Source organism: Amycolatopsis anabasis (assembly GCF_009765355.1).
GTDB classification, from domain to species: Bacteria; Actinomycetota; Actinomycetes; order Mycobacteriales; family Pseudonocardiaceae; genus Amycolatopsis; species Amycolatopsis anabasis.
The window spans coordinates 265,899-289,712 of the sequence record NZ_VTHK01000004.1 but is presented as its reverse complement, the minus strand read 5'-3'; the positions used below and the strand labels follow the sequence as shown (position 1 = coordinate 289,712).

At 70.0% G+C, this 23,814-nt stretch carries 27 protein-coding genes; 14 read left to right on the top strand and 13 right to left on the bottom strand.

Going from position 1 to position 23,814, the window contains the following annotated elements:
- Complete coding sequence (locus tag FXO23_RS07575) at positions 1-663, bottom strand: GntR family transcriptional regulator (RefSeq protein WP_158882209.1); 663 nt, start codon at positions 661-663, stop codon at positions 1-3.
- Positions 660-1,931 carry an NAD(P)H-dependent oxidoreductase gene (locus FXO23_RS07570; RefSeq protein ID WP_158882207.1) on the bottom strand — a complete coding sequence of 424 codons (1,272 nt, stop codon included), beginning with the start codon at positions 1,929-1,931 and terminating at the stop codon, positions 660-662. Before FXO23_RS07570 ends, FXO23_RS07575 begins: the two co-directional genes overlap by 4 nt.
- 104 nt (positions 1,932-2,035) lie before the next feature.
- Here FXO23_RS07570 and FXO23_RS07565 point away from each other — a divergent pair, with 104 nt between their 5' ends.
- The gene (locus FXO23_RS07565) at positions 2,036-2,647 is read left to right on the top strand and encodes a DUF2238 domain-containing protein (RefSeq protein WP_158882205.1); all 612 of its coding nucleotides are present in this window, start codon (positions 2,036-2,038) and stop codon (positions 2,645-2,647) included.
- A gap of 45 nt (positions 2,648-2,692) precedes the next feature.
- On the opposite strand, the gene FXO23_RS07560 is transcribed toward FXO23_RS07565, so the two are convergent.
- Positions 2,693-3,214, bottom strand: a complete 522-nt coding sequence (locus FXO23_RS07560; protein ID WP_179956708.1) for a MarR family winged helix-turn-helix transcriptional regulator — start codon at positions 3,212-3,214, stop codon at positions 2,693-2,695.
- A 94-nt stretch (positions 3,215-3,308) separates the two neighbouring features.
- Between FXO23_RS07560 and FXO23_RS07555 the strand changes: the two genes are divergently transcribed.
- The 3 genes from FXO23_RS07555 (at position 3,309) to FXO23_RS07545 (ending at position 5,470) form a co-directional block, all read left to right on the top strand.
- Entirely contained in the window at positions 3,309-4,289 is a 981-nt protein-coding gene (locus tag FXO23_RS07555) for a ring-cleaving dioxygenase (protein WP_158882203.1), read from the top strand.
- On the top strand, positions 4,286-4,897 hold the full coding sequence (locus FXO23_RS07550; protein ID WP_158882201.1) for an alpha/beta hydrolase: 612 nt from the start codon (positions 4,286-4,288) through the stop codon (positions 4,895-4,897). The genes FXO23_RS07555 and FXO23_RS07550 overlap by 4 nt, the downstream gene beginning before the upstream one ends.
- Before the next feature lie 234 nt (positions 4,898-5,131).
- The gene (locus tag FXO23_RS07545; RefSeq protein WP_246256999.1) at positions 5,132-5,470 is read left to right on the top strand and encodes a LapA family protein; all 339 of its coding nucleotides are present in this window, start codon (positions 5,132-5,134) and stop codon (positions 5,468-5,470) included.
- Here the strand turns inward: FXO23_RS07545 and FXO23_RS07540 are convergent.
- A complete protein-coding gene (locus FXO23_RS07540) occupies positions 5,467-5,712 on the bottom strand; it encodes a hypothetical protein (protein ID WP_158882199.1) in 246 nt (81 codons plus the stop codon). The genes FXO23_RS07545 and FXO23_RS07540 overlap by 4 nt on opposite strands.
- A gap of 85 nt (positions 5,713-5,797) precedes the next feature.
- Here FXO23_RS07540 and FXO23_RS07535 point away from each other — a divergent pair, with 85 nt between their 5' ends.
- The 3 genes from FXO23_RS07535 to FXO23_RS07525 all read left to right on the top strand — a co-directional run bounded on the left by FXO23_RS07535 (position 5,798) and on the right by FXO23_RS07525 (position 8,564).
- Positions 5,798-6,400, top strand: a complete 603-nt coding sequence (locus tag FXO23_RS07535) for a TetR/AcrR family transcriptional regulator (protein ID WP_158882197.1) — start codon at positions 5,798-5,800, stop codon at positions 6,398-6,400.
- Positions 6,401-6,464: 64 nt separating this feature from the next.
- Entirely contained in the window at positions 6,465-7,247 is a 783-nt protein-coding gene (locus FXO23_RS07530; protein WP_158882195.1) for an Abi-alpha family protein, read from the top strand.
- An 84-nt stretch (positions 7,248-7,331) separates the two neighbouring features.
- Positions 7,332-8,564: a DUF445 domain-containing protein gene (locus tag FXO23_RS07525; RefSeq protein ID WP_158882193.1), complete on the top strand. Its 1,233-nt coding sequence runs from the start codon at positions 7,332-7,334 to the stop codon at positions 8,562-8,564.
- 1 nt (position 8,565) lies between these two features.
- On the opposite strand, the gene FXO23_RS07520 is transcribed toward FXO23_RS07525, so the two are convergent.
- Positions 8,566-9,102 (bottom strand): DinB family protein, encoded by a 537-nt coding sequence (locus tag FXO23_RS07520; protein WP_158882191.1) that lies wholly within the window; start codon positions 9,100-9,102, stop codon positions 8,566-8,568.
- A gap of 99 nt (positions 9,103-9,201) precedes the next feature.
- Between FXO23_RS07520 and FXO23_RS07515 the strand changes: the two genes are divergently transcribed.
- From FXO23_RS07515 to FXO23_RS07485, 7 genes are all read left to right on the top strand, one after another.
- Complete coding sequence (locus FXO23_RS07515) at positions 9,202-9,729, top strand: AAA family ATPase (protein ID WP_158882189.1); 528 nt, start codon at positions 9,202-9,204, stop codon at positions 9,727-9,729.
- Positions 9,726-10,307 (top strand): hypothetical protein, encoded by a 582-nt coding sequence (locus tag FXO23_RS07510; RefSeq protein ID WP_158882187.1) that lies wholly within the window; start codon positions 9,726-9,728, stop codon positions 10,305-10,307. The genes FXO23_RS07515 and FXO23_RS07510 overlap by 4 nt, the downstream gene beginning before the upstream one ends.
- Before the next feature lie 459 nt (positions 10,308-10,766).
- Entirely contained in the window at positions 10,767-11,309 is a 543-nt protein-coding gene (gene ectA / locus FXO23_RS07505) for a diaminobutyrate acetyltransferase (protein WP_158882184.1), read from the top strand.
- 75 nt (positions 11,310-11,384) lie between these two features.
- Positions 11,385-12,638: a diaminobutyrate--2-oxoglutarate transaminase gene (gene ectB / locus FXO23_RS07500; RefSeq protein WP_158882182.1), complete on the top strand. Its 1,254-nt coding sequence runs from the start codon at positions 11,385-11,387 to the stop codon at positions 12,636-12,638.
- Positions 12,639-12,660: 22 nt separating this feature from the next.
- On the top strand, positions 12,661-13,068 hold the full coding sequence (locus FXO23_RS07495; protein ID WP_158882180.1) for an ectoine synthase: 408 nt from the start codon (positions 12,661-12,663) through the stop codon (positions 13,066-13,068).
- A 97-nt stretch (positions 13,069-13,165) separates the two neighbouring features.
- Positions 13,166-14,059: an ectoine hydroxylase gene (gene thpD, locus FXO23_RS07490; RefSeq protein ID WP_425484849.1), complete on the top strand. Its 894-nt coding sequence runs from the start codon at positions 13,166-13,168 to the stop codon at positions 14,057-14,059.
- Between the two features lie 591 nt (positions 14,060-14,650).
- Entirely contained in the window at positions 14,651-17,479 is a 2,829-nt protein-coding gene (locus FXO23_RS07485; RefSeq protein ID WP_158882176.1) for an AfsR/SARP family transcriptional regulator, read from the top strand.
- Between the two features lie 476 nt (positions 17,480-17,955).
- Here the strand turns inward: FXO23_RS07485 and FXO23_RS07480 are convergent, their stop codons facing one another.
- From FXO23_RS07480 to FXO23_RS07445, 8 genes are all read right to left on the bottom strand, one after another.
- Complete coding sequence (locus FXO23_RS07480; RefSeq protein WP_158882174.1) at positions 17,956-18,510, bottom strand: hypothetical protein; 555 nt, start codon at positions 18,508-18,510, stop codon at positions 17,956-17,958.
- 212 nt (positions 18,511-18,722) lie between these two features.
- Positions 18,723-19,604 (bottom strand): hypothetical protein, encoded by an 882-nt coding sequence (locus tag FXO23_RS07475; protein ID WP_158882463.1) that lies wholly within the window; start codon positions 19,602-19,604, stop codon positions 18,723-18,725.
- Positions 19,598-20,089, bottom strand: coding sequence for a DUF6932 family protein (locus FXO23_RS07470; protein WP_158882172.1), 492 nt, complete (start codon positions 20,087-20,089; stop codon positions 19,598-19,600). The genes FXO23_RS07475 and FXO23_RS07470 overlap by 7 nt, the downstream gene beginning before the upstream one ends.
- Before the next feature lie 37 nt (positions 20,090-20,126).
- The gene (locus tag FXO23_RS07465; RefSeq protein WP_158882170.1) at positions 20,127-20,525 is read right to left on the bottom strand and encodes a hypothetical protein; all 399 of its coding nucleotides are present in this window, start codon (positions 20,523-20,525) and stop codon (positions 20,127-20,129) included.
- 6 nt (positions 20,526-20,531) lie between these two features.
- A complete protein-coding gene (locus FXO23_RS07460; protein WP_158882168.1) occupies positions 20,532-21,245 on the bottom strand; it encodes an OmpA family protein in 714 nt (237 codons plus the stop codon).
- Between the two features lie 75 nt (positions 21,246-21,320).
- The gene (locus FXO23_RS07455) at positions 21,321-22,052 is read right to left on the bottom strand and encodes an ESX secretion-associated protein EspG (RefSeq protein ID WP_158882166.1); all 732 of its coding nucleotides are present in this window, start codon (positions 22,050-22,052) and stop codon (positions 21,321-21,323) included.
- Positions 22,053-22,057: 5 nt separating this feature from the next.
- Entirely contained in the window at positions 22,058-23,293 is a 1,236-nt protein-coding gene (locus FXO23_RS07450; protein WP_158882164.1) for a hypothetical protein, read from the bottom strand.
- On the bottom strand, positions 23,290-23,715 hold the full coding sequence (locus FXO23_RS07445; RefSeq protein ID WP_158882163.1) for a hypothetical protein: 426 nt from the start codon (positions 23,713-23,715) through the stop codon (positions 23,290-23,292). The genes FXO23_RS07450 and FXO23_RS07445 overlap by 4 nt, the downstream gene beginning before the upstream one ends.
- Between the last annotated feature and the right edge of the window lie 99 nt (positions 23,716-23,814).

Genomic DNA, 23,814 nt, shown 5'->3' with positions numbered 1-23,814 from the left:
TCAATCCTCTCCTCGTGCCCGGTCCTGCATGAGGTCCAGTAGTTGCGGTCGGAAGTGCGTGATGTGCTCGCGGATCGCCCGCTCCGCGCGCACCGGGTCGCCGGACTCGATGTCGGCCACCAGTTTCGCGTGGTTGGCGTGAACCTGCTCGATGGATTCGTACAGGCCGAGGTTCATCCGGAAGATGTGCAGCAGCGGGGCGTTGATGCCCTCCCACAGCCGCAGCAGGCGCCGCCGCCCGCACAGCACGTAGAGCTGGCGGTGCAGCGCGAAGTCGGCGAGCACCGCCCCCGGCCAGTCGCCCCGCTCGCACGCGGTGCGCAGCTCGTCCAGGAGCCGGTGCAGGGATTCGTACGGCGGTTCGGCGCCGGTCACCAGGTAGCGCACGGCCAGCGGTTCGATGGCCTCGCGGATGGCCATGATCTCCTCGCCGTCCTCCGGGGTGAGCGAGGCGACCCGGGTGCCGCGGCGGGATTCGGAGACCACCAGGCCCTCGGTGGCCAGCTGGCGCAGCGCGTCGCGCACGGGGCCGCGGCTGACTTCGAGCGTGGCGGCGAGGTCCCGTTCGACCAGCCGCTCGCCGTCGCGCAGCGCCCCGGAGAGGATCGCGTCGCGCAGGCGCCGGGTGACGGTGTCGCCGAGGCCCGGGGACAGGCCGGTCACCGGAGTTCCCCGCGCAGGCGCAGGGCGGTGGAATCGGTGTCGAAGGTGACGTCCGAGTAGCCGATCGCCTGCCCCGCGGCGACCCCGGCGCGCAGGCGGACCCCGTGCGCGAGGCCGATCGGCAGCAGCCCGCGGCGCACCGATTCCCCGGCGGGCAGCACGTTGCCGTACACCGTGTAGCCGCCCTCGCCGTCGAGCACCTCACCCGGCGCGAGAGCGCGTTTCGCGACGGTGACCACGTCCGCGGTGAACCCGCGCGGCCGCCCGGTCGCCTCGCCGCGCAGCGCCGCCGAGAGCACGCTCACCCCGAGTTCCAGGCCGATCAGGTGGAACGGGCGGTACATCGCCGCGAACCGTCCACTGTGGTCGGTGCGCAGGCCGTACTGGGCGAAGCACCCGGCCACGTAGTCCGAGGGCGCTTCGAGCGTGACGTAGACGCCCCAGCGCAGGTCCCGCGCCACCGCGGTGCCGTCGCGGTGCAGGCTGGACACCACCTCGACCGCACCGGGACCGTCCAGCGCGCCGCCGTGTTCGGCGGGGATGCAGACCGAGGCCAGGTCGTCGGCGCCGCACGGCGGGAAGGTGAGGCCGCCCGCCGGGGGCCGCAGGCCGGTCGCGTTGGCGACCGCGGCCATCTCGATCGCCGATTTCGTGCCGTCGAGGAAGGAGTTGAACATCCGCGGGTTCAGCCCGGCGCCCGCCGCGTACTCGGGCGTGAAACCGTAGTGCTCCCAGACGGTCTCCGGGGTCGAGCGGTGGTATTCGGGCAGGTACTTGGTGCCCTTCCCGGCGGCCACCACCGAGAACCCGCAGGTGCGCGCCCAGTCGACGAGTTCGCAGATCAGCGCGGGCTGATCGCCGTAGGCCATCGAGTAGACGACCCCGGCCGCGCGGGCCCGTTCGGCGAGCACCGGCCCGGTGAGGACGTCCGCCTCGACGGTCACCATCACCACGTGCCGCCCCCGCTCGATCGCGGCGAGCGCGTGCTCGGTCCCGGCCAGCGGATCGCCGGTGGCCTCGACGACCACCTCGACGTCCGGGGCGCCGAGCACCTCGTAGGGGTCCTCGGAGATCCGGACGTCTTCGGGCTGACCGGCCTCGGCGAGGGCGGCCCGGGCGCGCGCCGCGGAAAGGTCCGCGACCGCGGCGACCTCGAGTCCGGGCAGGCGGGCCGCCTGGCTGAGGAACATCGTCGCGAACTTGCCGCAGCCGAGCACCGCGCAGCGCACCGGCTTCTCCCGCGCGGCCAGGCTCTCGAACAGGTTCATCGCACCTCGCTGTGGTCGGGCACAGCCTCGGTCACCGCGAGGTCGATTGTCAATGGTTAACCAAGCTCGCTGCGGATCGTGCTCCGCCTGCTTACCGTGGTCGCATGACGAAGGTCGGCCGCACCGAGGGCCTGGTGCTGGTCGCCGTCGTCGTGGCCGCGCTCGCCTGGACCGGGATCGGCGCGAAGAGCCTGGGCACCTGGCTGCTCGAAGTGGTGTGGGTGCTGATCGGGCTGCCGCTGGTGGTGCTGGCGCGCCACCGGTTCCCGCTCACCCGCCTGCTCTGCTGGCTGCTCGTGCTGCACGCGCTGGTGCTCTGCTACGGCGGCCAGTACACCTACGCGGAGACCCCGCTGGGCGACTGGTTGCGCGAGCTGATGGGCACCTCGCGCAACAACTACGACCGGTTCGCCCACTTCGTCCAGGGTTTCGTCCCGGCGATCGCGGTGCGGGAGATCCTGCTGCGGCTGACCCCGCTGCGCCGCGGCGGCTGGACGTTCTTCCTGACCGCAAGCGTTTGCCTGTCGATCAGCGCCTGTTTCGAACTCGTCGAAGGGGGCAGCGCGATGGTGCTGGGCAGCGGGGCGGACGACTTCCTCGGCACCCAGGGCGACCCGTGGGACACCCACTGGGACATGTTCCTCGCGCTCTGCGGCGCGATCGTGGCGCAACTGACACTCCGCCGCGCCCACGACCGCCAGCTCGGTCGAGAGTGACCAGGCCGGTTCGCGCCCGCCCGAACACTCACGACCGTGGCGGCGTCAGCGGCGGGGCGGGGCCGGGCGGCGGGCCGGGCTCGAGGTCTCGGGCGCGGCGGGCTCGGTGCCGTTGACCCGGCGCAGCGTCCGCATGGCCTCGGCGAGCGCGACCGACGCCTCCGGGCCGAGCGGGGCGAGCACGGTCCGGCGGAGGATGTCCGCGCACGCGCGGCGCGACCGGTTGGCCACGTCGAGCCCGTGCTCGGTCAGCTCGGCGAAGGTGACCCGCCGGTCGTCCTGGCTGGGCACCCGGCGGATCAGGTCCGCGGCGACCAGCCGGTCGGCGACCTTGGTGAATCCGCCGCTGGACAACGCCGCCTCGCTGGCCAGGCGGGTCATCGGCATCCGGTGCCCGGGCGTGCGGATCAGCCGGACCAGGATGTCGAACGAGGCGGGGGCCAGCCCGAACCGTTCGAAGATCTCACCCATCAACTTGTCCTGGGTAGCCAGGTAACCCTCGATCACCAGGCCCCACCAGGTGACGATTTCGTCGTCGTCGATGCGGGGTTCGTCGCCACTCGTCACCGGACGCACCTGCCGTGGTTGTTCTGCTGGAATATTTCTTGCGCGCAAGATGTTCCGGGTTTAGCGTTCAATCATCCGCTCCTGAGGAGTTGTCATGGCGGCCTACAGCACGAGTATCAAGACCAGCGGCTTGCACCACGTCACCGCCATCGGTGGTGATCCGCAGCGCAACGCCGACTTCTACCTGCGCACGTTGGGCCTGCGGTTGGTCAAGACCACGGTCAACTTCGATGATCCCGGAACCTATCACCTCTACTACGGCGACCAATCCGGCAAGCCGGGGACGTTGATGACTTTCTTTCCCTGGCGCGACGCACCCAGCGGGCGGCACGGAACCGGGCAGGCCACCACCACCTCGTTCTCCGTGCCGGAGGCCTCCATCGGCTGGTGGCAGGAGCATCTGGCGGCGACGGGGGTGGCCACGAGCCGGGTCCGCAACGCCGAGCAGGAGGACGTGCTGACCTTCCGCGACCCCGACGGCCTCCAGCTGGCGCTGGTCGCGCATCCGCAGGGCGACCCGCGGGACCCGTGGGACAACGGGCACGTGCCCGCCGAACACGCCATCCGCGGCCTGCACTCGGTGACCCTGTCGGTGTCCAAAGAGGACGCGACGGTGGCCATGCTGACCGAGGGCCTGGGGCTGAGCTTCACCGCGAGCGAGGGCAACCGCATCCGGTTCAGCGCCGGTGACGGCGGCCCGGGCGCGCTGGTTGACGTCCTGGTCACCCCGGAGGCGCCGAAGGGCCTGGTGGCCGGTGGCACCGTGCACCACGTGGCGTGGCGGGCGCCGGACGAACCGACCCAGGCCGCGTGGCGGCAGGAACTCGTCGAGCGCGGGGTGCACGTCACCTCGATCCTGGACCGCCAGTACTTCCGGTCGATCTACTTCCGCGAGCCGGGCGGCACGCTGCTGGAGGTCGCCACCGACGAACCGGGGTTCGCGATCGACGAGCCGCTGCTGGAACTGGGCCGCGCGCTGAAACTGCCGCCGTGGCTGGAGCCGAGCCGGGAGCAGATCAGCCACTTGCTGCCCAAGCTGAACCTGCCCAGCGAGAACAACCCGGAACCGCGATGACCCTCTCCCTGGACCACCGTTTCCGCGAGGGAGATCCGGACGCGCCCGCGCTGCTCCTGTTGCACGGCACCGGGGGCACGCCGGACGACCTGGTCGAACTCGGCCGCGTGCTGAGCCCGTCCTCGGCGCTGCTGGCCCCGGCCGGTCCGGTGTCCGAACTCGGCATGGCGCGCTGGTTCCGCCGCCTGGCCGAGGGCGTCTTCGACACCGAGGACGTGCTCAGGCGAACCGTCCAGCTCGCCGAGTTCGTGCTCGCCGCGCGGGCGGAATACGGCCTCACCGGACGTCTCGTCGCGGTCGGGTTCTCCAACGGCGCCAACATCGCGGCCGCGCTCACCCTGCTGCGGCCGGACGCGCTGACCGAGGCGGCCCTGTTCGCCGCGATGCTGCCGGTGCCCGAATCGCCCGAGCACGACCTCACCGGAACCCGGGTCTTCCTGTCCAACGGCGAACACGACCCGATGGCCCCGCGGGATTCGGCCGACCGGCTGGTGGCCGAACTGGAGAAGCGCTCCGCGGAAGTCACCACGCACTGGCATCCCGGAGGACACGAGATCACACCGGCGGGCCTGCGTGCGGCGAAATCGTGGTTGACCAGTAACCCATGAACTCGCGGCAGGCCCGTGCCCCCCGGGCCTGCCGCTGCCCCTTCCCGACCGCGAGTCCCCCGTTCCCGTCGCGCGAGTTCCCCGTTCCAGCACACCGAGTTCCCCGTTTCGGCACACGAGTTACCCGGTCCGGACTGCGAACTTCACGCTGGGGCAACCGAAGCATGCGGTGGCGCATCACCCGTCCGGGCGGTGGGCCCAGCACGAAGGCGGCGCCGGGGTGAGAATTCAGGCATGACACATGCGCAGGACGGCGGGGTGAACCCGCCGCGGCACGCCGCCGACCCGGATCCGCCACCATCCACTGTGGACAAGAAGCCGGTGAAGGTGAAACGGGCGCGGGGCAGCGGTTCCTGGGTGTCGGTCGTCGTCGTCGCGCTGGTGGTGCTGGTCCTGCTGCTGATCTTCATCCTGCAGAACCTGGACACCGCGACCATGCACTTCCTCGGGCTGACCGGCAGCATGCCGCTGGCCGTCGCGATGCTGTTCGCCGCGGTGGCGGGCGCGCTGCTGGTCTCCCTGATCTGGGCCGCGTGGCTCCTCCGGCTGCGCAAGGCCCGCGGCAAGCGCTAAGCGTCGACCTCGCTCCGGGAGCGCCGCTTGGCGCGCTGCTCGAAGAAGATGATCACGCCGAGGCCGATCAGGATGCAGATCATCCCGGCCCACCACGACGTGTGGAACACGAACTTGTCGACCAGTGCCAGCAAACCACCGTCGTGCTCCGTGGTGAGCCGGTTGAACAGCGAAATGGCCCCCTGAATCATCAGCAGGCCGCCGATCGCCTCCGCGGCGGTCGGCTTCCGAGTGGTGCCCATGAACGTCCCTCCCCGTGAGCTTTTATGTTTCGATCGTATCATAAAAACTCGCGGTGGTAGACATGCCGTCGCGGGAGGGACCGGGATGCCGAAGAGGGTCGACCACGAGCAGCGGCGCGCGCAGATCGCCGAGGCCGTGTGGCGCATCGCGCGCGACCGCGGCCTGGAGGACGTGACGCTGCGGCAGGTCGCCGCCGAGGCGGGCGTGTCCACCCGGCTCGTGCAGTACTACTTCGGCACTCGCAACGACCTGCTGCTCGGCGCGCTGAAATCGCTGAACGAGCGGCAGGAGCGCCGCGTCCAGCAGCAGATCGCCGAGGCCGGTGCGCCCGATCTGCGCGGGATCCTGCGCGGAATCCTGTCCGGCATGCTCCCGGCCGACGAGGAGTCGCGGACCACGACCCTGGTGCACATCGCCTACTTCGTCCGCGCGCTCGGGGATCCGGAACTCGCCGAGGCGTTCCGGCAACCGGCGAGCCCGACGCTGGAGGAGCTGTTCGTCATGCTGCTCGAGGACGCGCGCGGAAAGGGACAGCTGGCCCCTGGGCTCGACCTCGCGCGGGAGGCGGACACCCTGCTGGCCATCCCGGCCGGGCTGACCACCGAGATCCTGTTGGGGCAACGCACGGTCGACGACGTGCTGGCCGTGGTCGACTACAACCTCGACCGCATCTTCACCAGAGACTGAGCGCGGCGGTGCCGGGCCGCCTACTGGCGGTTAGCATTACGCCGAACGCGAGAAGGAGCTGGCCGTGGGCACCCAAGATCGACTGATCGACCCCGGATCCGGGAACGGCGACCCCGGTCTCGTGCAGCGCGCGGGCCGGTTCGCCGGCTGGGCCGCGCGCACCGGGTACTCGCTGTCCAAGCGGCTGCCCGGCATCGACACCGCCGAACGCGGTCTGCGCCAGCTCGAACGCACCGTGCTCGGCGAGCTCAAGAAGCGGCTGGACGAGGTCGACGATCCGTACCTGGTCGCCCTGAGCGCCGCGTCCACGATGCATCCGAACGGCGCCGAACCGGGCAAGGACGCGGTCGCCGTCGTCGGCGCCCCCGAACCCCTGCGCGCGGCGATGGGCGAGCTGCTCAACCGGTCCATCGGGTTCGGCCGCGAGCAGTCGCGCGAGTACCTGTTCGCGATCATCCTGCGCCAGCTCACCCCGGACGAGGCGCGCATCCTGTCCGCGCTGTCCGACGGCGCCCCGTTCCCGCTGATCGACGTCGCGGAGCGCAACGCGCTGGGCGGGGCGGGCCGGTTCGTGCTGCGCAACGCGTCCACGGTCGGCAAGTCCGCGGGCGTCTCGCTGCTCGACCAGGTGCCCAGCTACGTCACCCGGCTGCTCGGGCTCGGGCTCGCCGACGTCGACGAGGAAGTGCCCGCGCTGGAGACCCAGTACGAGATCCTGCTGACCGACGACACCGTCCGCGAGGCGGAGAATTCGGTGAAACGCGCCAAGTTCGTCCGGCGCAGCGTGCGGGTCTCGCGGCTCGGCGCCCAGTTCTGGGCCGCCTGCGATCCCGCGGGACAGCCCTGAGCCCCTCCGCCCGGGGGAGATCCGGATGCGGGTCTCGCCCGATCGTGTGACCATGGTCACTCGTTCTGGTGAGACGGGGTGGTCATGGGTGCGCTCCTCGACGATTTCGGGCAGCACTGGGCGCTCTACGTCTCCATCCCGCTCGTCGCGGCGCTGATCGGGTACGTCACCAAGCTCGTCGCCATCCGGATGATGTTCCACCCCCTGGACTTCGTCGGCGTGAAGCCGTTCGGCTGGCAGGGGATCGTGCCGAAACGGGCGGCCCGGATGGCGAGCATCGCGTGCGACACGATGACCCGCCAGCTGGTGAAACCGGCCGACGTGCTGAACCGGCTGGACGCCGGCCGGATCGCCAAGGAGATCGAGAAACCCCTGCTCACCGCGGCCGAGGAGATCGTCCGGGACGTCGCCGCGCACTACCAGCCGGGGCTGTGGGAATCCTTGCCCGGCAGCGTGCAGCGCCTGGTGATCCGCCGGGTCCAGGCGGAGTCGCCGAAGATGGTCGCCGCGGTGCTGGACGCGATGAAGGAGGACGTGGACAGCGTCTTCGACCTCAAGGACATGGTGGTCACCAGCCTGGTCAAGGACAAGGCGCTGCTGAACCGGATCTTCCTGGAGGCGGGGCGCAAGGAGTTCCAGTTCATCGCGCGCTCGGGCATCTTCTTCGGCGGCCTGATCGGGATCGTCCAGATGGTGGCCTGGGTGCTGTTCAAGATCCCGCTGATCATGCCGCTGTTCGGGTTGTTCACCGGCTGGTTCACCGACTGGCTGGCGCTGAAGATGATCTTCCATCCGAAGCAGCCGGTGCGGTACTTCGGGTTGTTCGAATGGCAGGGCCTGTTCCTCAAGCGCCGCGCCGAGGTGTCCGACGCCTACGGCTCGCTGATCGCGCAGGAGATCATCACCCCGCGCAACGTGATCGAGGCGGTGCTGCGCGGCCCGTTGTCGGACAAGGTGCTCGTGCTCATCCAGCGCCAGGTGGACGACGAGCTGAGCAAGCACGCGAGCGTGGCGAAACCGCTGCTGGTGTTCGCCGTGGGCAGCAAGCGCTACCAGGAGATGAAGCTCAGCATCTCGCGCAAGATCATGGAGCGGCTGCCGGAGACCATGCGGTACATCGAGGACTACGCCGAAGACGCGATGGACATCCGCAACCTGCTGGTGACCAAGATGAAGGAACTCGAGCCCGAGGAGTTCGAGGGCCTGCTCCGCCCCGCTTTCCAGCAGGACGAATGGATCCTGATCGCCACCGGCGCGCTGCTCGGGTTCGCGGTCGGCGAGGCCCAGGTCCTGGTGCTCGAGCACTTCGCCGCGTGAGTCATTCGCCGACCTGGCCGTCGGCGAATTCGCGGAGCACGTCGAGGTGGCCGACGTGCCGCGCGGTCTCCTGGATCAGATGGGTCAGGATCCAGCGCACGGTCTTGTCCTCGCCCGCGCGCCGGACCCGGTCACTCGCCGCCATCCCCGCGATCGCCTCTTGGGAGCGCGGCCATTCCGCCCGGTAGGCGGCCACGACCGCGGTCGGGGTGTCCTCGTCGCGGAGTTTGAACAGGGCGTCGTGGTCGTCGGCGTCCAGCCACAGATCGGGGATGTCCAGGCCACCGGCCACGATGGAGAACCACCAGCGCTCGACCGCGGTCAGATGCTTGAGCACACCCAGGGCGTTCATATGCGGCGACGCGGGGAACGGGGTCGCCGCGGCCTGCTCGCGGGTCAGCCCGGCGACCTTGTTCACCGCGGTGATCCGGAGGAAGTTCAGGAACTCCCAGCCCAGCCGCAGCTCGTCGTCGGCCCGTTCGCGCGGCCACGAACGGTCCACCGCTTCGGCGATCTCACTCGAACGTGTGTTCGTCATGACGGCACAGTAACGTCCGCTCCGCGTTCTCGTTCACCGTGCTCGCCCCTCGAATAATTCGATGGCCGTGCCCAGCCGCGGCTCACTACGCTCGCGCCGATGGGTGCCGGTCCTTTCCCCCTGCTGTGGCTGTGCGGTCCGTCCGGTGTGGGCAAATCGACGGTGGGCTGGGAGATCTACACCCAGCTCGGCCGGGAAGGCGTCCAGGCCGGTTACCTGGACGCCGATCAGCTCGGCCTGAGTTTCCCCGTACCGGACGACGATCCGCCCAATCATCGCGTCAAGGCGCGGAATCTCGGTGCGGTGTGGCCCAACTTCCGGTCCGCGGGGGCTCGGTGCCTGATCGTGTCCGGGATCCTGGAATCGCCCGAGGCCGTGCGCATCTATGCCGATTCGACCGCGGGCACCGCGTGGACGTTGTGCCGGTTGCGCGTGGGGCATCCCGAACTCCGGGAGCGGATCCTCCGGCGGGGATGGCTCACCCACCTGGCAGATGACTCCGTTCGCGACGCGGAAGCCTTGGAGCGCGGTGACTTCGCCGATCTGTGCGTCGACACCGGCGGGCTGTCCGCCGCCGAGGTCGCGCGTCGCGTGCGCGAACGGACCGGCTGGCCGGTGGTCGCGTGAACCCCGCGCCGGTGCTGTGGCTGTGCGGTCCTCCGTGCGTCGGCAAATCGGTCGTCGCCTGGGAGATCTTCACCGAGGTCGTCCGGTCGGGCATCGCGGCCGCGTACGTGGATCTCGCGCAGCTCGGCTTCCGCGGGCCCGCCGCGGACGACGATCCGGGCAACCACCGGCTCAAGGCCCGCAACCTGGGTGCGCTGTGGCCGACCTTCCGCGCGGCGGGAGCCCGCCGCCTGGTCGTGTCCGGCCAGGTCGCCGACCGCGACGCGGTGCGGGCCTACACCGGCGCGCTACCCGGGACGGCGCTGACGTTGTGCCGCCTCCGCGCCGGGCGGGACCAGTTGACCGAGCGGGTCCTGCTGCGCGGCCAAGGGGGCGGGCCGCCGATTCCGGGTGATGCACTGAACGGGCGGAGTGCCGACTACCTGCGGGAATTCGCCGAAGAGGCGAACCGGGAAGCGGAAGAACTGGAGCGCGCCGGGATCGGCGACCTGTGTGTCGACACGGATGGCCTTTCGGTCGGCGAGGTGGCCCATTCGGTTCGCGTCAAGGCCGATGGCTGGAGTTTCGAAACCGGGTAACCGCGAACTCGCCGAATTTTGTGAGGAATTCTCCCTCGCCGGAATTGTCAAGGGGTCCGGCTCGCGCGGGTGTGCTGAATCGTGCGCGCGGGCTGAATGTCCGATTTATCCGTATCTCGTGTGGACGGCGACGCCGACGAGGTGGCGCAGCGTAGTGCCGCCGTCTTGATCACGCAGCGCGACTGCGGCTGAACGGGTTGTTCGAGGTGATGACATCTCGCAATTCGTGGTGGCTCCCACTATCTTGTGGCAAATAGCCGGCCTCCGCGCTGGTCAGGGCGGAAGGATGCGCCCAGCAGAGCGGGGGTGTGGCGGGCTGGGCATCTTACCCCATGAGTAACCTGAATGAAACGTTACTGTTGGGATTGTCACATACATTTTTCCATCGCCCCTGGTAGCTCGCCTGCCGTCGACGCGTTCAACTGCAACCCAAAATGTCATCTGTTAGGTTCGATAGACATGTCCGGAAAGCACTTTGAGCGTGCCAACGGCGACGCGGAAACAGCCTCTGACGTGGTGATCGAATCCCCCGCGAAGGGGGATGGCGCCGCGCTCTGGCAAATCGCGCGGGATTCGAAGAAGCTGGATCTCAACTCGCCCTATGCGTATCTGTTGTGGTGTCGAGATTTCGCCGATACATCAGTTGTGGCGAGAGTGGACGGGGAAGCTGTCGGATTCGTGATCGGCTATGTCAAGCCGAGCGCGCCGGACACGCTGCTGGTCTGGCAGGTGGCCGTGGACACCTCGCAGCGGGGTCGTGGCCTGGCCGGATCCCTCTTGGACGAGTTGTTCGCCAGGGCGACCGCGCGTGGGATCCGCTACCTCGAGACGACCATTACGCCAGACAACAAGGCATCGATCAAGCTCTTCAGCTCATTTGCCACAAGGTGGGACGCGGAGCTGTCCCGATATGATTTGTTCGCACCCTCCGACTTTCCGGACGATGGCGAGCAACACCAACCGGAGGACTTGTACCGCATCGGCGCGTTGCATCCTCAATAGTAAGGAAATTTGTCGGCGGCGAGCGTTAATTAACTATCAAGGACGACCTGGGGACGAGCAGGAGACGGAATTACAGTGAGCATTTTCGAAACGCTCGAGTCGGAAGTTCGGAGCTACAGCCGAGGCTGGCCGGTGGTGTTCGACCGCGCCGTGGGCAGCCAGCTGTTCGCCGAGGACGGCACCGCGTACCTCGACTTCTTCGCGGGCGCCGGGGCGCTGAACTACGGCCACAACAACCCGGTGCTGAAGAAGGCGCTGATCGACTACATCTCGCGGGACGGCGTCACCCACGCCCTGGACATGTACACCGTGGCCAAGCGGGACTTCCTGGAGACGCTGAACGACGTCCTCCTCAAGCCCCGCGACCTGGACTACAAGGTGATCTTCCCCGGGCCCGGCGGGGCGAACGCCGTGGAGGCCGCGCTGAAGCTGGCGCGGAAGGTGACCGGCAAGGAGTCGGTCATCAACTTCACCAACGCGTTCCACGGCATGACCCTGGGCGCGCTGTCGGTCACCGGCAACTCGATGAAGCGCCACGGCGCGGGCATTCCGCTGGTGCACGCCACGCCCATGCCGTACGACCGCTACTTCGACGGCGCCTACCCCGACTTCCTGTACTTCGAGCGGCTGCTGGAGGACTCCGGCAGCGGGCTGAACGAGCCCGCCGCCGTGATCGTCGAGACCGTCCAGGGCGAGGGCGGCATCAACGCGGCCGGGCTGGACTGGCTGCAGGGCCTGGCCGAACTGTGCAAGCGGCACGAGATCCTGCTGATCGTCGACGACGTCCAGATGGGGTGCGGCCGCACCGGCCCGTTCTTCAGCTTCGAGGACGCCGGGATCAAACCGGACATCGTGTGCCTGTCGAAGTCGATCGGCGGCTACGGGCTGCCGCTCGCGCTGACGTTGATCCGGCCCGACCTCGACGTCTGGGAGCCGGGCGAGCACAACGGCACGTTCCGCGGCATCAACCCGGCCTTCGTGACCGCCACCGAGGCCATGCGCACCTACTGGCGCGACGACGAACTGGAGAAGTCGACCCGGGCCAAGGGCGAGCGGATCGGCGCCGCGTTCACCGAGATCGTCGAGCGCTACCCGGACGCCGAGCTGACCGCCAAGGGCCGCGGCCTGGCGCGCGGTCTGGAGTTCACCAGCGGTGAGCTCGCGGGACAGGTCTGCAAGGCCGCCTTCGAACGCGGCCTGCTGATGGAGACCTCGGGTCCGGACAGCGAGGTCATGAAGCTCCTGCCCCCGCTGACCGTGAGCGACGCCGAGGTCGAGCAGGGGCTGGAGATCATCGGCGAGTCCGTGCGATCCGTGCTCAGCAAATAATCGAAACCGTAAGGAGAACACCTTGATCGTCCGCACCCTCGACGAGATCACCGACACCGAGGCGGATATCAAGACGCCGAACTGGCGCAGCAAGCGGATCATCCTGGCCAAGGAGGGCGCGGGTTTCTCGGTGCACGAGACCACGCTCTACGCGGGCACGGTGAACGATTTCTGGTACGCGAACCACATCGAGGCGGTGTTCGTCTTCGAGGGCGAAGGCGAGATCACCAACAAGGCCACCGGCGAGACGCACCAGCTCAAGCCGGGTTCGCTGTACCTGCTCAACGAGCACGACAAGCACCAGGTCCGCCCGAAGACCGACATGCGGACCGTCTGCGTGTTCAACCCGCCGGTGACCGGCCGCGAGGTGCACGACGAGAACGGGGTGTACCCGCTCGTCCGCGAAGAAGACGCCGAACAGACTGCGTAGCTCTCACCACCACCACGGAGCTGACGACTCCTTAAGTAACGGAACGAATGGGGCAACTGAACAGAGGAAGCCAGAGGAGGCGAGCAACTTGACGCTCATGGACACCCGGATCGAGGACCGCTATCCGACCCGCGTCGCCGGGGAAGCGAAGTCTCTCGACCGCGCGGACCCGACGGTGTGGGGAAGCGAGTCCGACGGCCCGATCGACGCGGCCACCCTGGCGTCGCACGACGCGAAGGGTTACTCCATCGTGGAGGGCCTGCTGTCCCCGGCCGAGGTGCAGACGTACTGGCAGGAGCTGGTCCGGCTGTCCTCGGACGAGGAGCTCAAGGCCGACGAGCGAGTCATCACCGAGAAGAAGTTCGGCGAGGTCCGGTCGATCTTCGAGGTGCACAAGATCAGCGAGTTGATCAGTGAACTCGTGCGCGACCCGCGGGTTCTCGACCGCGCGCGCCAGATCCTCGGTTCGGAGGTGTACATCCACCAGAGCCGGGTGAACTACATGCCGGGGTTCAAGGGCACCGGCTTCTACTGGCACTCCGATTTCGAGACCTGGCACGCCGAGGACGGCATGCCTTCGCCGCGGGCGGTCAGCTGCTCGATCGCGCTGACCGACAACTACGCCTTCAACGGCGGGCTGATGGTCATGCCGGGTTCGCAGCGGACGTTCATCCAGTGCGTCGGCGAGACCCCGGAGGACAACTACAAGAGTTCGCTGAAGGAGCAGGAGATCGGCGTGCCGAGCGAGCACGAGATCACCAAGCTCGCGGCGGAGTGCGGGATCGACCAGTTCACCGGCCCGGCCGGGTCGGCCCTGTGGTTCGACTCGAACATCATGCACGGCTCCGGCAGCAACATCACGCCGTATCCGCGGTCGAACATCTTCCTGGTGTTCAACAGCGTGGAGAACGCGCTGGTGGAGCCGTTCGCCGCGGCGAAGCCCCGGCCGACCTTCATCGGCAGCCGCGACTTCACCCCGATCACGCGGTAGCGATCAGCCGCGGAAAGTGCTGCCACCTTCGGCTCGTCCCCGAAAGTGGCAGCACTTTCGTGTTTTCGGTGGCGCCCGTACCGCACTTCGCCCGCGAAGTGCGGTAGCTCGATCGGCGCGTCGGCCGGGTGACCGTCGTGAATGGACCGTTCGGAGTACGGGGCGATTGAGGTGGGAGGGGTGGGTGTAGCCAACTCGATGCGTGCTGTTACTTTGTCGCAACCGCATCGGCGTTCGCGGCGATGCGGCGAGGTTGTCATCGGTAGCACGGGGTCCTCCTTGCTCGGGGTGAGTTCCGCGTAGCCGGCTGGCAGCGCTGTCCGGCGGACCCGCCCCCCTGGTGAGCTCGTCGAGGCAATCACCGAGTGCGGCCCCGCACCATCAGATCGGGACTGATGGTGCGGGGCCGTACTCGTTCCCGACCTCGTTACTCCGGCTAGGTCATCTGGGTGAAGTTTCGCGACTGCTCGGTTCGCTGGAGTTCTAGGGAAAACCCTGCCGACCGCTGAATCCGTTGCGAACCGGCCCCGGTTGAACTGCGTTCACGGTAGGTTGGGCCTCCGGCGGGGAGCTCCTTTGCGGGAGGCAGGCGTGGACGAAGGGGACGCGGGCTCGGTTTCCGTCTCGGAACTGCGTTTTCAGCTGCTCGGGCCGGTCCGGTTGCTCATCGGTGCGCGTCCGGTGCCGATCGGGGGCCCGAGTGTGCGCGGATTGCTGGCGTTGCTCGCCCTGCACGCCAACAAGGTCGTCCCGCTGGACGATCTGATCGACGCGCTGTGGGGCCACGATCCCCCGGCCACCGCCCGGACCATCGTGCACGGCAACGTCTCCCATCTGCGCCGGGTGCTGCGCTCGATCCAGGCGCACGGCGCGGACGCGGTCCGGATCCGCACCGCCGCGCCCGGCTACCAGCTCACCGTGGACGAGAGCCGGATCGACGTGCACCGGGCCCGCGCGCTGCTGGAGCGGGCCGACGGCGAACCGCTGGAGAAACGCGCCGAACTGCTCGCCGAGGCGTTCGCCTTGTGGCAGGGCCCGGCGCTGGCCGGGGTTCCCGATTCGATGCACGCGCCCGAACTCGACGACCTCCGGCTCGCCGTGCACGGCGCCCGGGTGGACGCCGAACTCGCGCTGGGCCGGCACGCGGAGCTGATCGCCGAGCTCACCGCGATGGTGCGGGAGAACCCGCTCGCCGAGCGGACCGTCGGCCAGCTGATGCGGGCGCTGTACTACTCCGGCCGCCGCGCCGAGGCGCTCGACGTGTACCGCCGGTTCTCCCGGCACGCGGCGGACACCCTCGGCATCGACGCCGGGCCGGAACTGCACGCGTTGCACGAACGCGTGCTGAACGACGATCTGCCGCCGGTGGGCGACCCGGCGCCGGAGACCGGGCCGCGGGTCGGCGTGGGGCATCTCGTCCCGGCGCAGCTGCCGCCCGCGGTGCCGGTGCTGTCCGGGCGGCGGCGCGAAACGGACTGGCTGGACGGGCTGCTCGGCCGGTCCGAACTCGGCGCCGGGGTGGTCGGCGTGGTCACCGGCACCGCCGGGGTCGGCAAGACCGCGCTGGTGGTGTCCTGGGCGCATCGCGCGTCCGCGCGGTTTCCGGACGGCGTGCTGTTCGCCGCGCTGCGCGGGTTCGACCCGAACCATCCGCCGCTGCCCGCGGCCGACGTGCTCACCCAGTTCCTGCTCGGGCTGGGCGTGGCCCCGGCCGAGCTGCCCGAACGCGCGGACGAGCGGGTCGCGCTGTACCGGTCGCTGCTGGCCGAGCGCCGGGTGCTGGTGCTGCTCGACGACGCCCGATCGGCGGACCAGGTGCGGCCGCTGTTGCCCCCGGGGCAACGCTCGATGGCCGTGGTCACCAGCCGCGCCCGGCTGGACGGGCTGGCCGTGTCGAACGCCGCCAAGGTGTACCGGTTGGACACCTTGCCGCCGCGGGACGCGAAGCTGCTGATCTCCGAACTCGCCGGGGAGGACCCCGGCGATCAGCACGGGCGGCTGGCCCAGCTCTGCGGCTACCTGCCGCTCGCGCTGCGGCTCGCCGGGGCCCGGCTCGCGGCGAGTCCACAGTGGACTGCCGAGGACCTGGTGGGCGAGCTGGCGAACGAGCGGACCCGGCTGGTCGCGCTGGACGTGGCCGGCGCGGACACCAGCGTGCGGGCCGCCCTGGACGTGTCCTTCCGCGGGCTGCCCGCCGATGTGGCCACGACGTTCCGGTCGCTCGGCGCGCTGCACTGCCCGTCGTTCTCGCCGTACCTGGTCGCGGCGCTCGCCGACACGGACGTGGCGGACGCGCGCCGCCGCCTGCGGGTGCTCGCGGCCCACCACCTGCTGACCGAGACGCGGCGGGATTCGTTCGCCGCGCACGATCTCGTCCGGTTGTATGCGCGCGACCTGGCCGAAAGCGAGCTGAGCGGGCCGGAACGGGCCGACGTGCTCGGCCGGTGCGTGCGGTACCACCAGGCGGCGGCCGACCGGGCGCGGCGGCGCCTGCTGCGCCCGGTCGACCAGCTGGACTTCACCGAGGTGCTGGCCGGGGACGAGGCGCCGGAACTCGACGGCGTCGGCGACGCGCTGAGCTGGTTCGCCGACGAGTGGGCGAACCTGCAGGCGACGCTGGGGCAGGCGAGCGCGGCCGGGCGGCACGACGACGTGTGGCGGCTGGCCCGGGTGATGCACACCTACCGGCTGGCCCGGCCGCTGTGGGACGACTGGTTCGCGCTGGTCGAGACCGGGCTGGCGGCCGCGCGGGAGTCAGGCGACCGGCTCGCCCAGTTCTGGATGCGCATCTCCCGCTGCGCGGTGCGCGTGGTGTTCGAGGTCAGCGACGGCATCCTGGCCGACGCCGAGGCCGCGTTCGAGATCGCGACCGAACTGGGTGACGACCGGTTGCTGGTGACCGCGACCATCCACGTCGGCTGTGCGCTGGCCCAGGAGAAGCGCTACGACGAGGCGATTTCCTGGCAGCAGCGCGCGATGGCCGACGCGAGCCGGATCGGCGACGAGGGCCTGCACACCCAGGCGTTGCACAACTGCGCGTGGGCCGAAAGCCAGGCGGGCCGGTATTCCGAGGCCATCGAGCACCAGCGGTCGGCGCTGGAGATCGACCAGAAGCTCGGCGACGACAGTTACGTGGTCGGCGGGCTGAACAACCTGGCCGAGATGTGCCTGGGCGTCGGCGACCTGGCCGAGGCCGAGCGCTGGGCGAGGCAGGCGATCGAACTGTCCCGGACCAGGGATTTCACCTTGCAGGAAGGCGTCGCCCGGCTGTTCCTCGGCCGCACCCTGCGCGCGAGCGGCGACGTCGCCGGGGCCCGCGCGGAGTTCGCGCGCTCCCTCGAACTGCACGAACGGGTCAGCCCGCAACTGGTGCACGAGGTGCGCGGCGAACTGGAGACGCTGAGCCCCGCTCGCGCTTAGCGGATTCTTAGTGACGTTTGGTCGGTTCGGCGTAATGTCGCCGACAGCGTCGGCCGGGTCCGCCGGGGGAGGTGGGACTACCGGCCGGCGCCGCATTCACGGAACCAGGGGCGGGCGTCCGTGATGCGAATCGGGGAACCCTGCGGGGACCCGGAGGCCGGCCGTCTGGTGCAGTGGGGGAGCACCAGACGGCCGTGTGCCTGCGATCTGGCCGAACTCGGGGAAGGCACGCATCGGCACACCCCCAGAACGTGCCGATACGCGCCTTCACTTCCTGTGTACTGCGCCGGGGTTGTTCGGTGTCGAGGGGCCGACGCCGAACGCCGAGATCCGAACAACGCGTCACCGGGGAGCGGGGCGGCCGTGACGGACCGGAGGCGAGTGCGCACAAGGCCGAGGCCGGCGTAGATGATCCACAGTGGACTCGGACGTGCGGGGAACAGCCGAGTTCGAGCACGACCGACCGGGTGGCGCCGTCAGCCGCGCGAGGTGGCCGTGGCGCGGCCGATCAGGTCCCGGGCGGAGGCGAGTTCGTAACCCGTGCACCACTGGCCGGTCAATTTCCGGTCCCGGGTCAGGTAGGGCGTGTACGTCGAACCGAGCAGCCAGGAGGCGCAGTCGGCGACACGTTCCATGGCGTCCGAACCGAAGGCGCGCCGGGTGCGGATTTCGGTGCCGTACCGGTAGCCCTGCTGGGTGTGCGCCCATTCGTGGTTCACCACGCTGGGGATCAGCTCGCAGGGCACGTTCGACGCGATCCGGACCGTGCGGGCGTCGATGGACGTGACTCCGTAGAGGTTGCCCGGCAACGGCTGCGACGCGATGACCCAGGCGTAGCCGTTCCGGCCGAGTTCGCCGAGGCGCCGGTCCAACTCCGCGGCGGGTTCGCAGGACGCGGGCTCGGCCGGTGCGGGTTCGGCGGTCGCGGGTTCGGCGGGCGCGGGTGAGGTCGGGGCCAGCACGAGGAAAGCCCCGGCGACCAGCGCGATCGCCGGGGTGAGCACCGCCGATCGGCGGACTGTGTGCGCCATCGCACCTCCCCTGTTGATCACAGAGTCTGCCGGGGCCGCGCGGACGTTACGCATTACCCCGTTCGAGTGACCCCGCCGGTCGCGCCCAAAAATAGGAAAGGAGGTTTGCTGCCCCAGAAAGGCAGCGGGGGACCTTTGCTCCGGTTAAACGGGAGCGAGGGAGCTTTGCTCCAAGTTTCCCACAGAGTGAGAAGGCGGCCTGGCTGGAGAGGCTACTGGTCGAAGAGGCTGACTTCGGGCGTGATCTCCAGGAGTTCGTGCACCGGGCGGCCGCGGCGGCCGTCGATCGTGGTCGTGCGGACCACCCGCAGACGCGCGGTGACCGGGCGGTCCAGGTTGTTCTTGATCTGGTCCAGCAGGTCCGGCGCCATCGCGCCCTGGATCGTGCCGCCGGATTCGCGTTCCAGGTAGAAGATCCGCCGCCGCGTGCGGATACCGTCCAGCCGCCCGGACACCGTCTCGTAGCCGACCGCCTCGCGCGATTCCCGCAGGCTGCTGTGCAGCACCTTCGCCTGTTCGGTGGTCATGCTCCGGGCGACCTCCTCACCCGAGGTCGGGGTGAGCTGCAGGCCGATCCCGGAATTCTTGGTCACCGCGTTCACGATGTCGCTGACCGCGTTGCGCACGGTTTCCCGTTGCAGCAGCACGGCATCCAGCGCGCCGTCGTCCGAACCGTTGGCCGGGAGGAAGTCGCACAACTCCTTGACCGCGCGCTCGGAAAGCGTCTCGATCCCGTCGTGGATCAGCGCGTCGTCCGGGGCCGGTTCGGGGAACCCGAAGAACAGCGTGTTGCCCGCCTGCCCGCGCTGGATGAGCGGGGCCTTGTCCCGGTCCGCGGGCTGCACGTAGGTGACCTCACCCTGCGGATTCCGGATGATGTGCCCGATCTTCGCGGTCGCGTCCTGCAACGCCCGGCCGATGTCGGAGAACGTGTACGCGTCCTGATGCGTCGACCCGAGCACCGACACGCGCAGCAGCGGCGAACGGCAGGTCCGTTCGAACTTCGTGTGCGCGGCCATCGCCGACGCCCTGGCCAGATCGTCGAGCCAGGTGCCGCCGGGGATCTCGTCCGCGATCCGCCGAAAACTCACCAGGCGACCTCCGGAAACCCTTTCATGCCAACGTTGTTGCCCACCGCGGACCACGTCGCCTCCCAGGTGTCCTCGTCCCCCGGGAAACAGAGGAACCCGTCGAGCAGGCCACCGACGGGCTGCACCTGGTCCAGGTACATCACCGGCTGCCCGATGATCACCCCGCGCAGCGTGAGCAACCCGTAGAGCGCGTCCCGGGCCGGGCCGGTGAGCCGTTTCAGATTTCCCCAGTCCTCCGGGATGAGGACCACGTCCAGCCCGGTCGGCACCGCCGCGGTCCGTTCGACGAACGCGCCGCCGATCCACGCGCGCCCGGCGGGAATGACGCGGCGGACCATGCCGAGGTGACTGTTCAAGGCGCTGAAGAGGATCTCGCGCTCGTTCGCGTGCGGGGCGTCGAAAACCAGCCGCTCGTAGATGTCCGCGAGGTCAGCCGGGTGCCGCCCTGGCGGGAGAACGTTCTCCGCGGTCCAGTGCGGTAGCGGCATCCAGCCTCCTAGGACAATCGGGAACCTGGACTCCCGCTCATGTTCGGTTGCCGAACCTATCAGAGCCGGGTACGCGCTCCTGCTCGGCGGGCGGCCAGTCCTCGTCCCGCGGCCACCGCGGCGTGCCGTTCGCGATCGGCGGCTCGTCGAGTTCCGCACGCGGAATCTCGTTGGTGGGCAAGGTTCCTTCGCGATGCCCGAGGTCGCCGGACTTGATTTCGTAGCCGGTCTCGGCTTCCTGGTCGTAAGGCTCGTCGGGCGACGGCTCCTCCGGCCACCGCCGCGCGGCCGTGAACCGTTGGGTGTCCTCGGGTTCCGCGGCGACCGGCGCGGTGCGCCGGCGACCGGCCGCGGTGAGCAGGAACCCGGTCAGCGCCGCGCCCAAGGTGAACGCGATCAGCAGCCACAGCCAGATCTGCCCGAACAACCAGAACATCCGGTCTCACCTCACCCTGATCTCGACTCGGCGGTCGTCCCCGCTCGCGTTCGGCCGGGTGTCGCCGTAGCCCTTCGCGGCAACGCGTTCGGCGGGCACGCGGAACTCGACGAGCAGTTTCTTCACCGCGTCCGCGCGGTCCTGGGAAAGCTCGCGAGCCGAGGGGGACGCCGTGTCTTCGCCTTTCGCCCGGGCCACGTGGCCGCCGACCTCGAACGTGGCTCCGGCGGGCGCGTCGCGGATCAAATCGGCGATCCGCCGCACGGTTTGCACGCCCTGTTCGGTCGGCTGGTCCGTGTCGGGCTCGAAGGTGATCGGCGCTTCGGCGAGCACCCGGTCGATCTCGGCCTGCAGATCCCGCGGGGGATCGACCGCGGCCGGAGCGGGAACAGGCGCGGGAGCCGGTGCGGGCGCGGGGGCGGGTGGTTCCGGAGCCGGGATCGAGCCGGATGCCTCGGCCGCGCGGACGCCGGTGACGCCGCGAACCACCTCGGCCGCCCGGTCGGCCTGGTCGGCGGGGAAGCCGCGCAACGTGGCGTCGCGTCCGTCGAACGAGACCGCGCCGCCGCCGACCCCGGCCGCGGCGAGTGCCGCCCGCGACCGGTCGCCGAGGTCGGACTCCAGGTTCCCGGAGAGCAGCCAGGTGGCGAGCACCGCGAGCACGCCGGTCGCCATCAGCGCGAACGGCACCAGCGGAATCCAGGCGCGTCTACCGGACATGACAGGACTGTAAGCCGGGGTGACCTGGATCGCGACCGAAGAGACCGCGCACGATCAGGTGGTCGAGTACGACGATCAGGTGAGCGCGGCCTGCTGAGAGTTGAGTGCGCCGACCAGCGCCTCCGGGGTGCCGGGCACGCAGGTGATCCGCGGTTCGGCGCCCGGCGACTCCACCAGGGACGTGAGCACCCGGCCCTGGCCGGCGACGTCGACCACGGTCAGCTGCGGACCGCGGACCCGGCCGCCGCCGCGGGTCCGCTTCGCCGCGTGCAGCGGGTGCTGGCCGGTGCGCCGCGCCCGCATCAGCTCGGCGAGCCGGTCACCCGGACCGGGCGGCGACGAGCCACCGGGTGAATACGCGGATTTCGGCACGGTGATCGGCTCGATCCTCGCCGGGGGCACCCGGGGCAACGCGTCCACCAGGCTCCGCTCGAGCGTGGGCGCGGGCAGGCGGTCGAGCCGGACCCGCCGGTCGTCGCGGATCAGCCGGATCGCGTCCCGGCCCGCCCCGGCCGCCAGGACCGCGCCGGTGTCCCCGGCGTCCAGGCGGCCGATCCAGCCGTAGCACTCGTGATCCGCGTGCGCGAGCACCGCGAGCACGTCCCGGAACTGCCCGGTGAGACCGCCGCGCAGGGCCAGGCCGACCCGGGTCAGCGCGGCCATGATCCGGTCGTCGAGCTCGCGCCGGGAGTCCTCGTCCACCCAGGCCTCGTCCACGGTGAGGGCCGGATGCGGCGGACCGTGCCCCTCCCAGCGCCACGCCGCGAGCAACGCGAGGGTCGGCAGCACCACGGGTTTGTCCAGCATCGCGCTCACTCCCCGATGACCGGCGGCGCGGTGCGCTGGTCGGTGCCGAAGATCTCGTCGGGATCGCTCTCCTGCAGGTAGGAAGCGGTGCGGTGCTCGGCGTCCTCCTCGCCCTGGCCACCTTTGCCGCCGCCCATCCCGCCGCCGCCCATCCCGGGGGCGCCGCGCCCGGAACCCGGGCCGCCGCCCGCACCGGGCTGGCCCGGCGCGCCGGGGCCGCCGCCCGGCAGCGCGCTGCCGGTACGGCCGGGACCGCCCGCGCCACCGCTTCCCGGGCCGCCCGCGCCGGGACCGCCACCGGAGCCGCTGCCGAGCCCGCCGGATGGAACGTAACCGCCGCCCGGTCCGAAGGTGCCCGCGCCGAAGTCGCCGCCCGCGCCGCCGCCGTTCGGGCCGAACCCGGGCGCCGGACCGGGCGACAGCCGGGCGGGCGGCGGTGGCACGTAGGCGTTCGGGTTGGTCTGGTTGCGCGGATCCTTCGGGTTCGGGGGACCGATCGGGAGCTGCGGCCGCGGACGCCGATCCGGCGGCGGCAGGTTCGGGGTCGGCGGCGGGAGGTTCGGCGTGCGCGGTGGCTGCGGCGGATTCGGTGGCGGCTGCGGCGGCCACGGCCTGTCCGGCGGCGGTTTCGGCGGATCGGCCGGATCCTTGATGCCGTAGTCGGTGTCGGTGAACCCCGGAACGTCGCCGTAGCGCATGTTCATCGCCGAGGTGGTCTGGTTGCTCAGGTCGACGTACGCGGCGTAGGCGTCGCCGTTCTCCCGCACCTGCTGGTTGTGCTCGGCGATGCGCCGCTCGGTTTCGGTTTCCCACGGGGTCGCCGAATCCCAGAGGCCCTTCTCCGGCGCCTCGTTGGTCACCCCCGGATGCAGCGTGGCTTTGAGCTTTTCGAACCCCTCCACCTGTTTGGCGACCACCAGGGAGTTCGCGCGCAGGGTTTGCGAAGCGGACGCGGCGACCTTGGCCAGCGGCTCGATGTTCGCCCGCGCCACGTCCGCCGACTTGCCGGTCCAGGCGGCCTCGAGTTTGGTGGCCAGGCGGCGCGAACCGTCCTCGATCGCCGCCTGCTCGTCGGCCTGGTCGATCCCGACCTGCCGCGCGTGCTGCAGGGTGGCCGGACCGGCGCCCTCGTGGATCATCCGCAGCAGGTCGGCGGGCTGGATGAACCGCCCCTCGGCCTCAAGCTTCTTGAGGTAGTCCTCGAGCGAATCCCACGTTCCGTCATCGGCGAGCCAACTCATAGGCCCTGCCCGATCTTCCGCAGCGCGTCGGAGGCGTTCCGGTCGTGACCGGTGGTGACGCCGAGTGCCTTGCTCAGCTTCTCGATGAGCTTGTCCAGGTACTCGCCCTGCAGCCCGAGGTGGCCGACGTAGTTGCTGCCGGTCTTGTTCGCCGCGTCGGTGTACTTCAGGCTGGCCGGATCCTGGCCCGGCGCGGCGATGCCGCGCAGCGGCTCGGCGGCCTTGCCCTGCTTGGCGATCAGCGTGCGCAGGGTTTTCGCGTCCGCGAGGAGCTGGCGCATCTCGTCCTTGCTCATCGCGAAGCCGCCGCTGACCTGGTGCGGGGGCCGTTCGCCGGGCACCAGGTCGGTGACCGCGAAGGTCACCGCGTCCCACCAGCTCGAGGTCGCGCCGGGGTCGTCCTGCTGCTGTCTCGTCGACACGGGCCGCCTCCCCGCCTTCGCCGGGGGCGCGCCGCCCTGGCCCCCGTCCAATGCGGACACACCTTAACCAGCCGGATCGTGCGGTGTACCCGTTTTGGG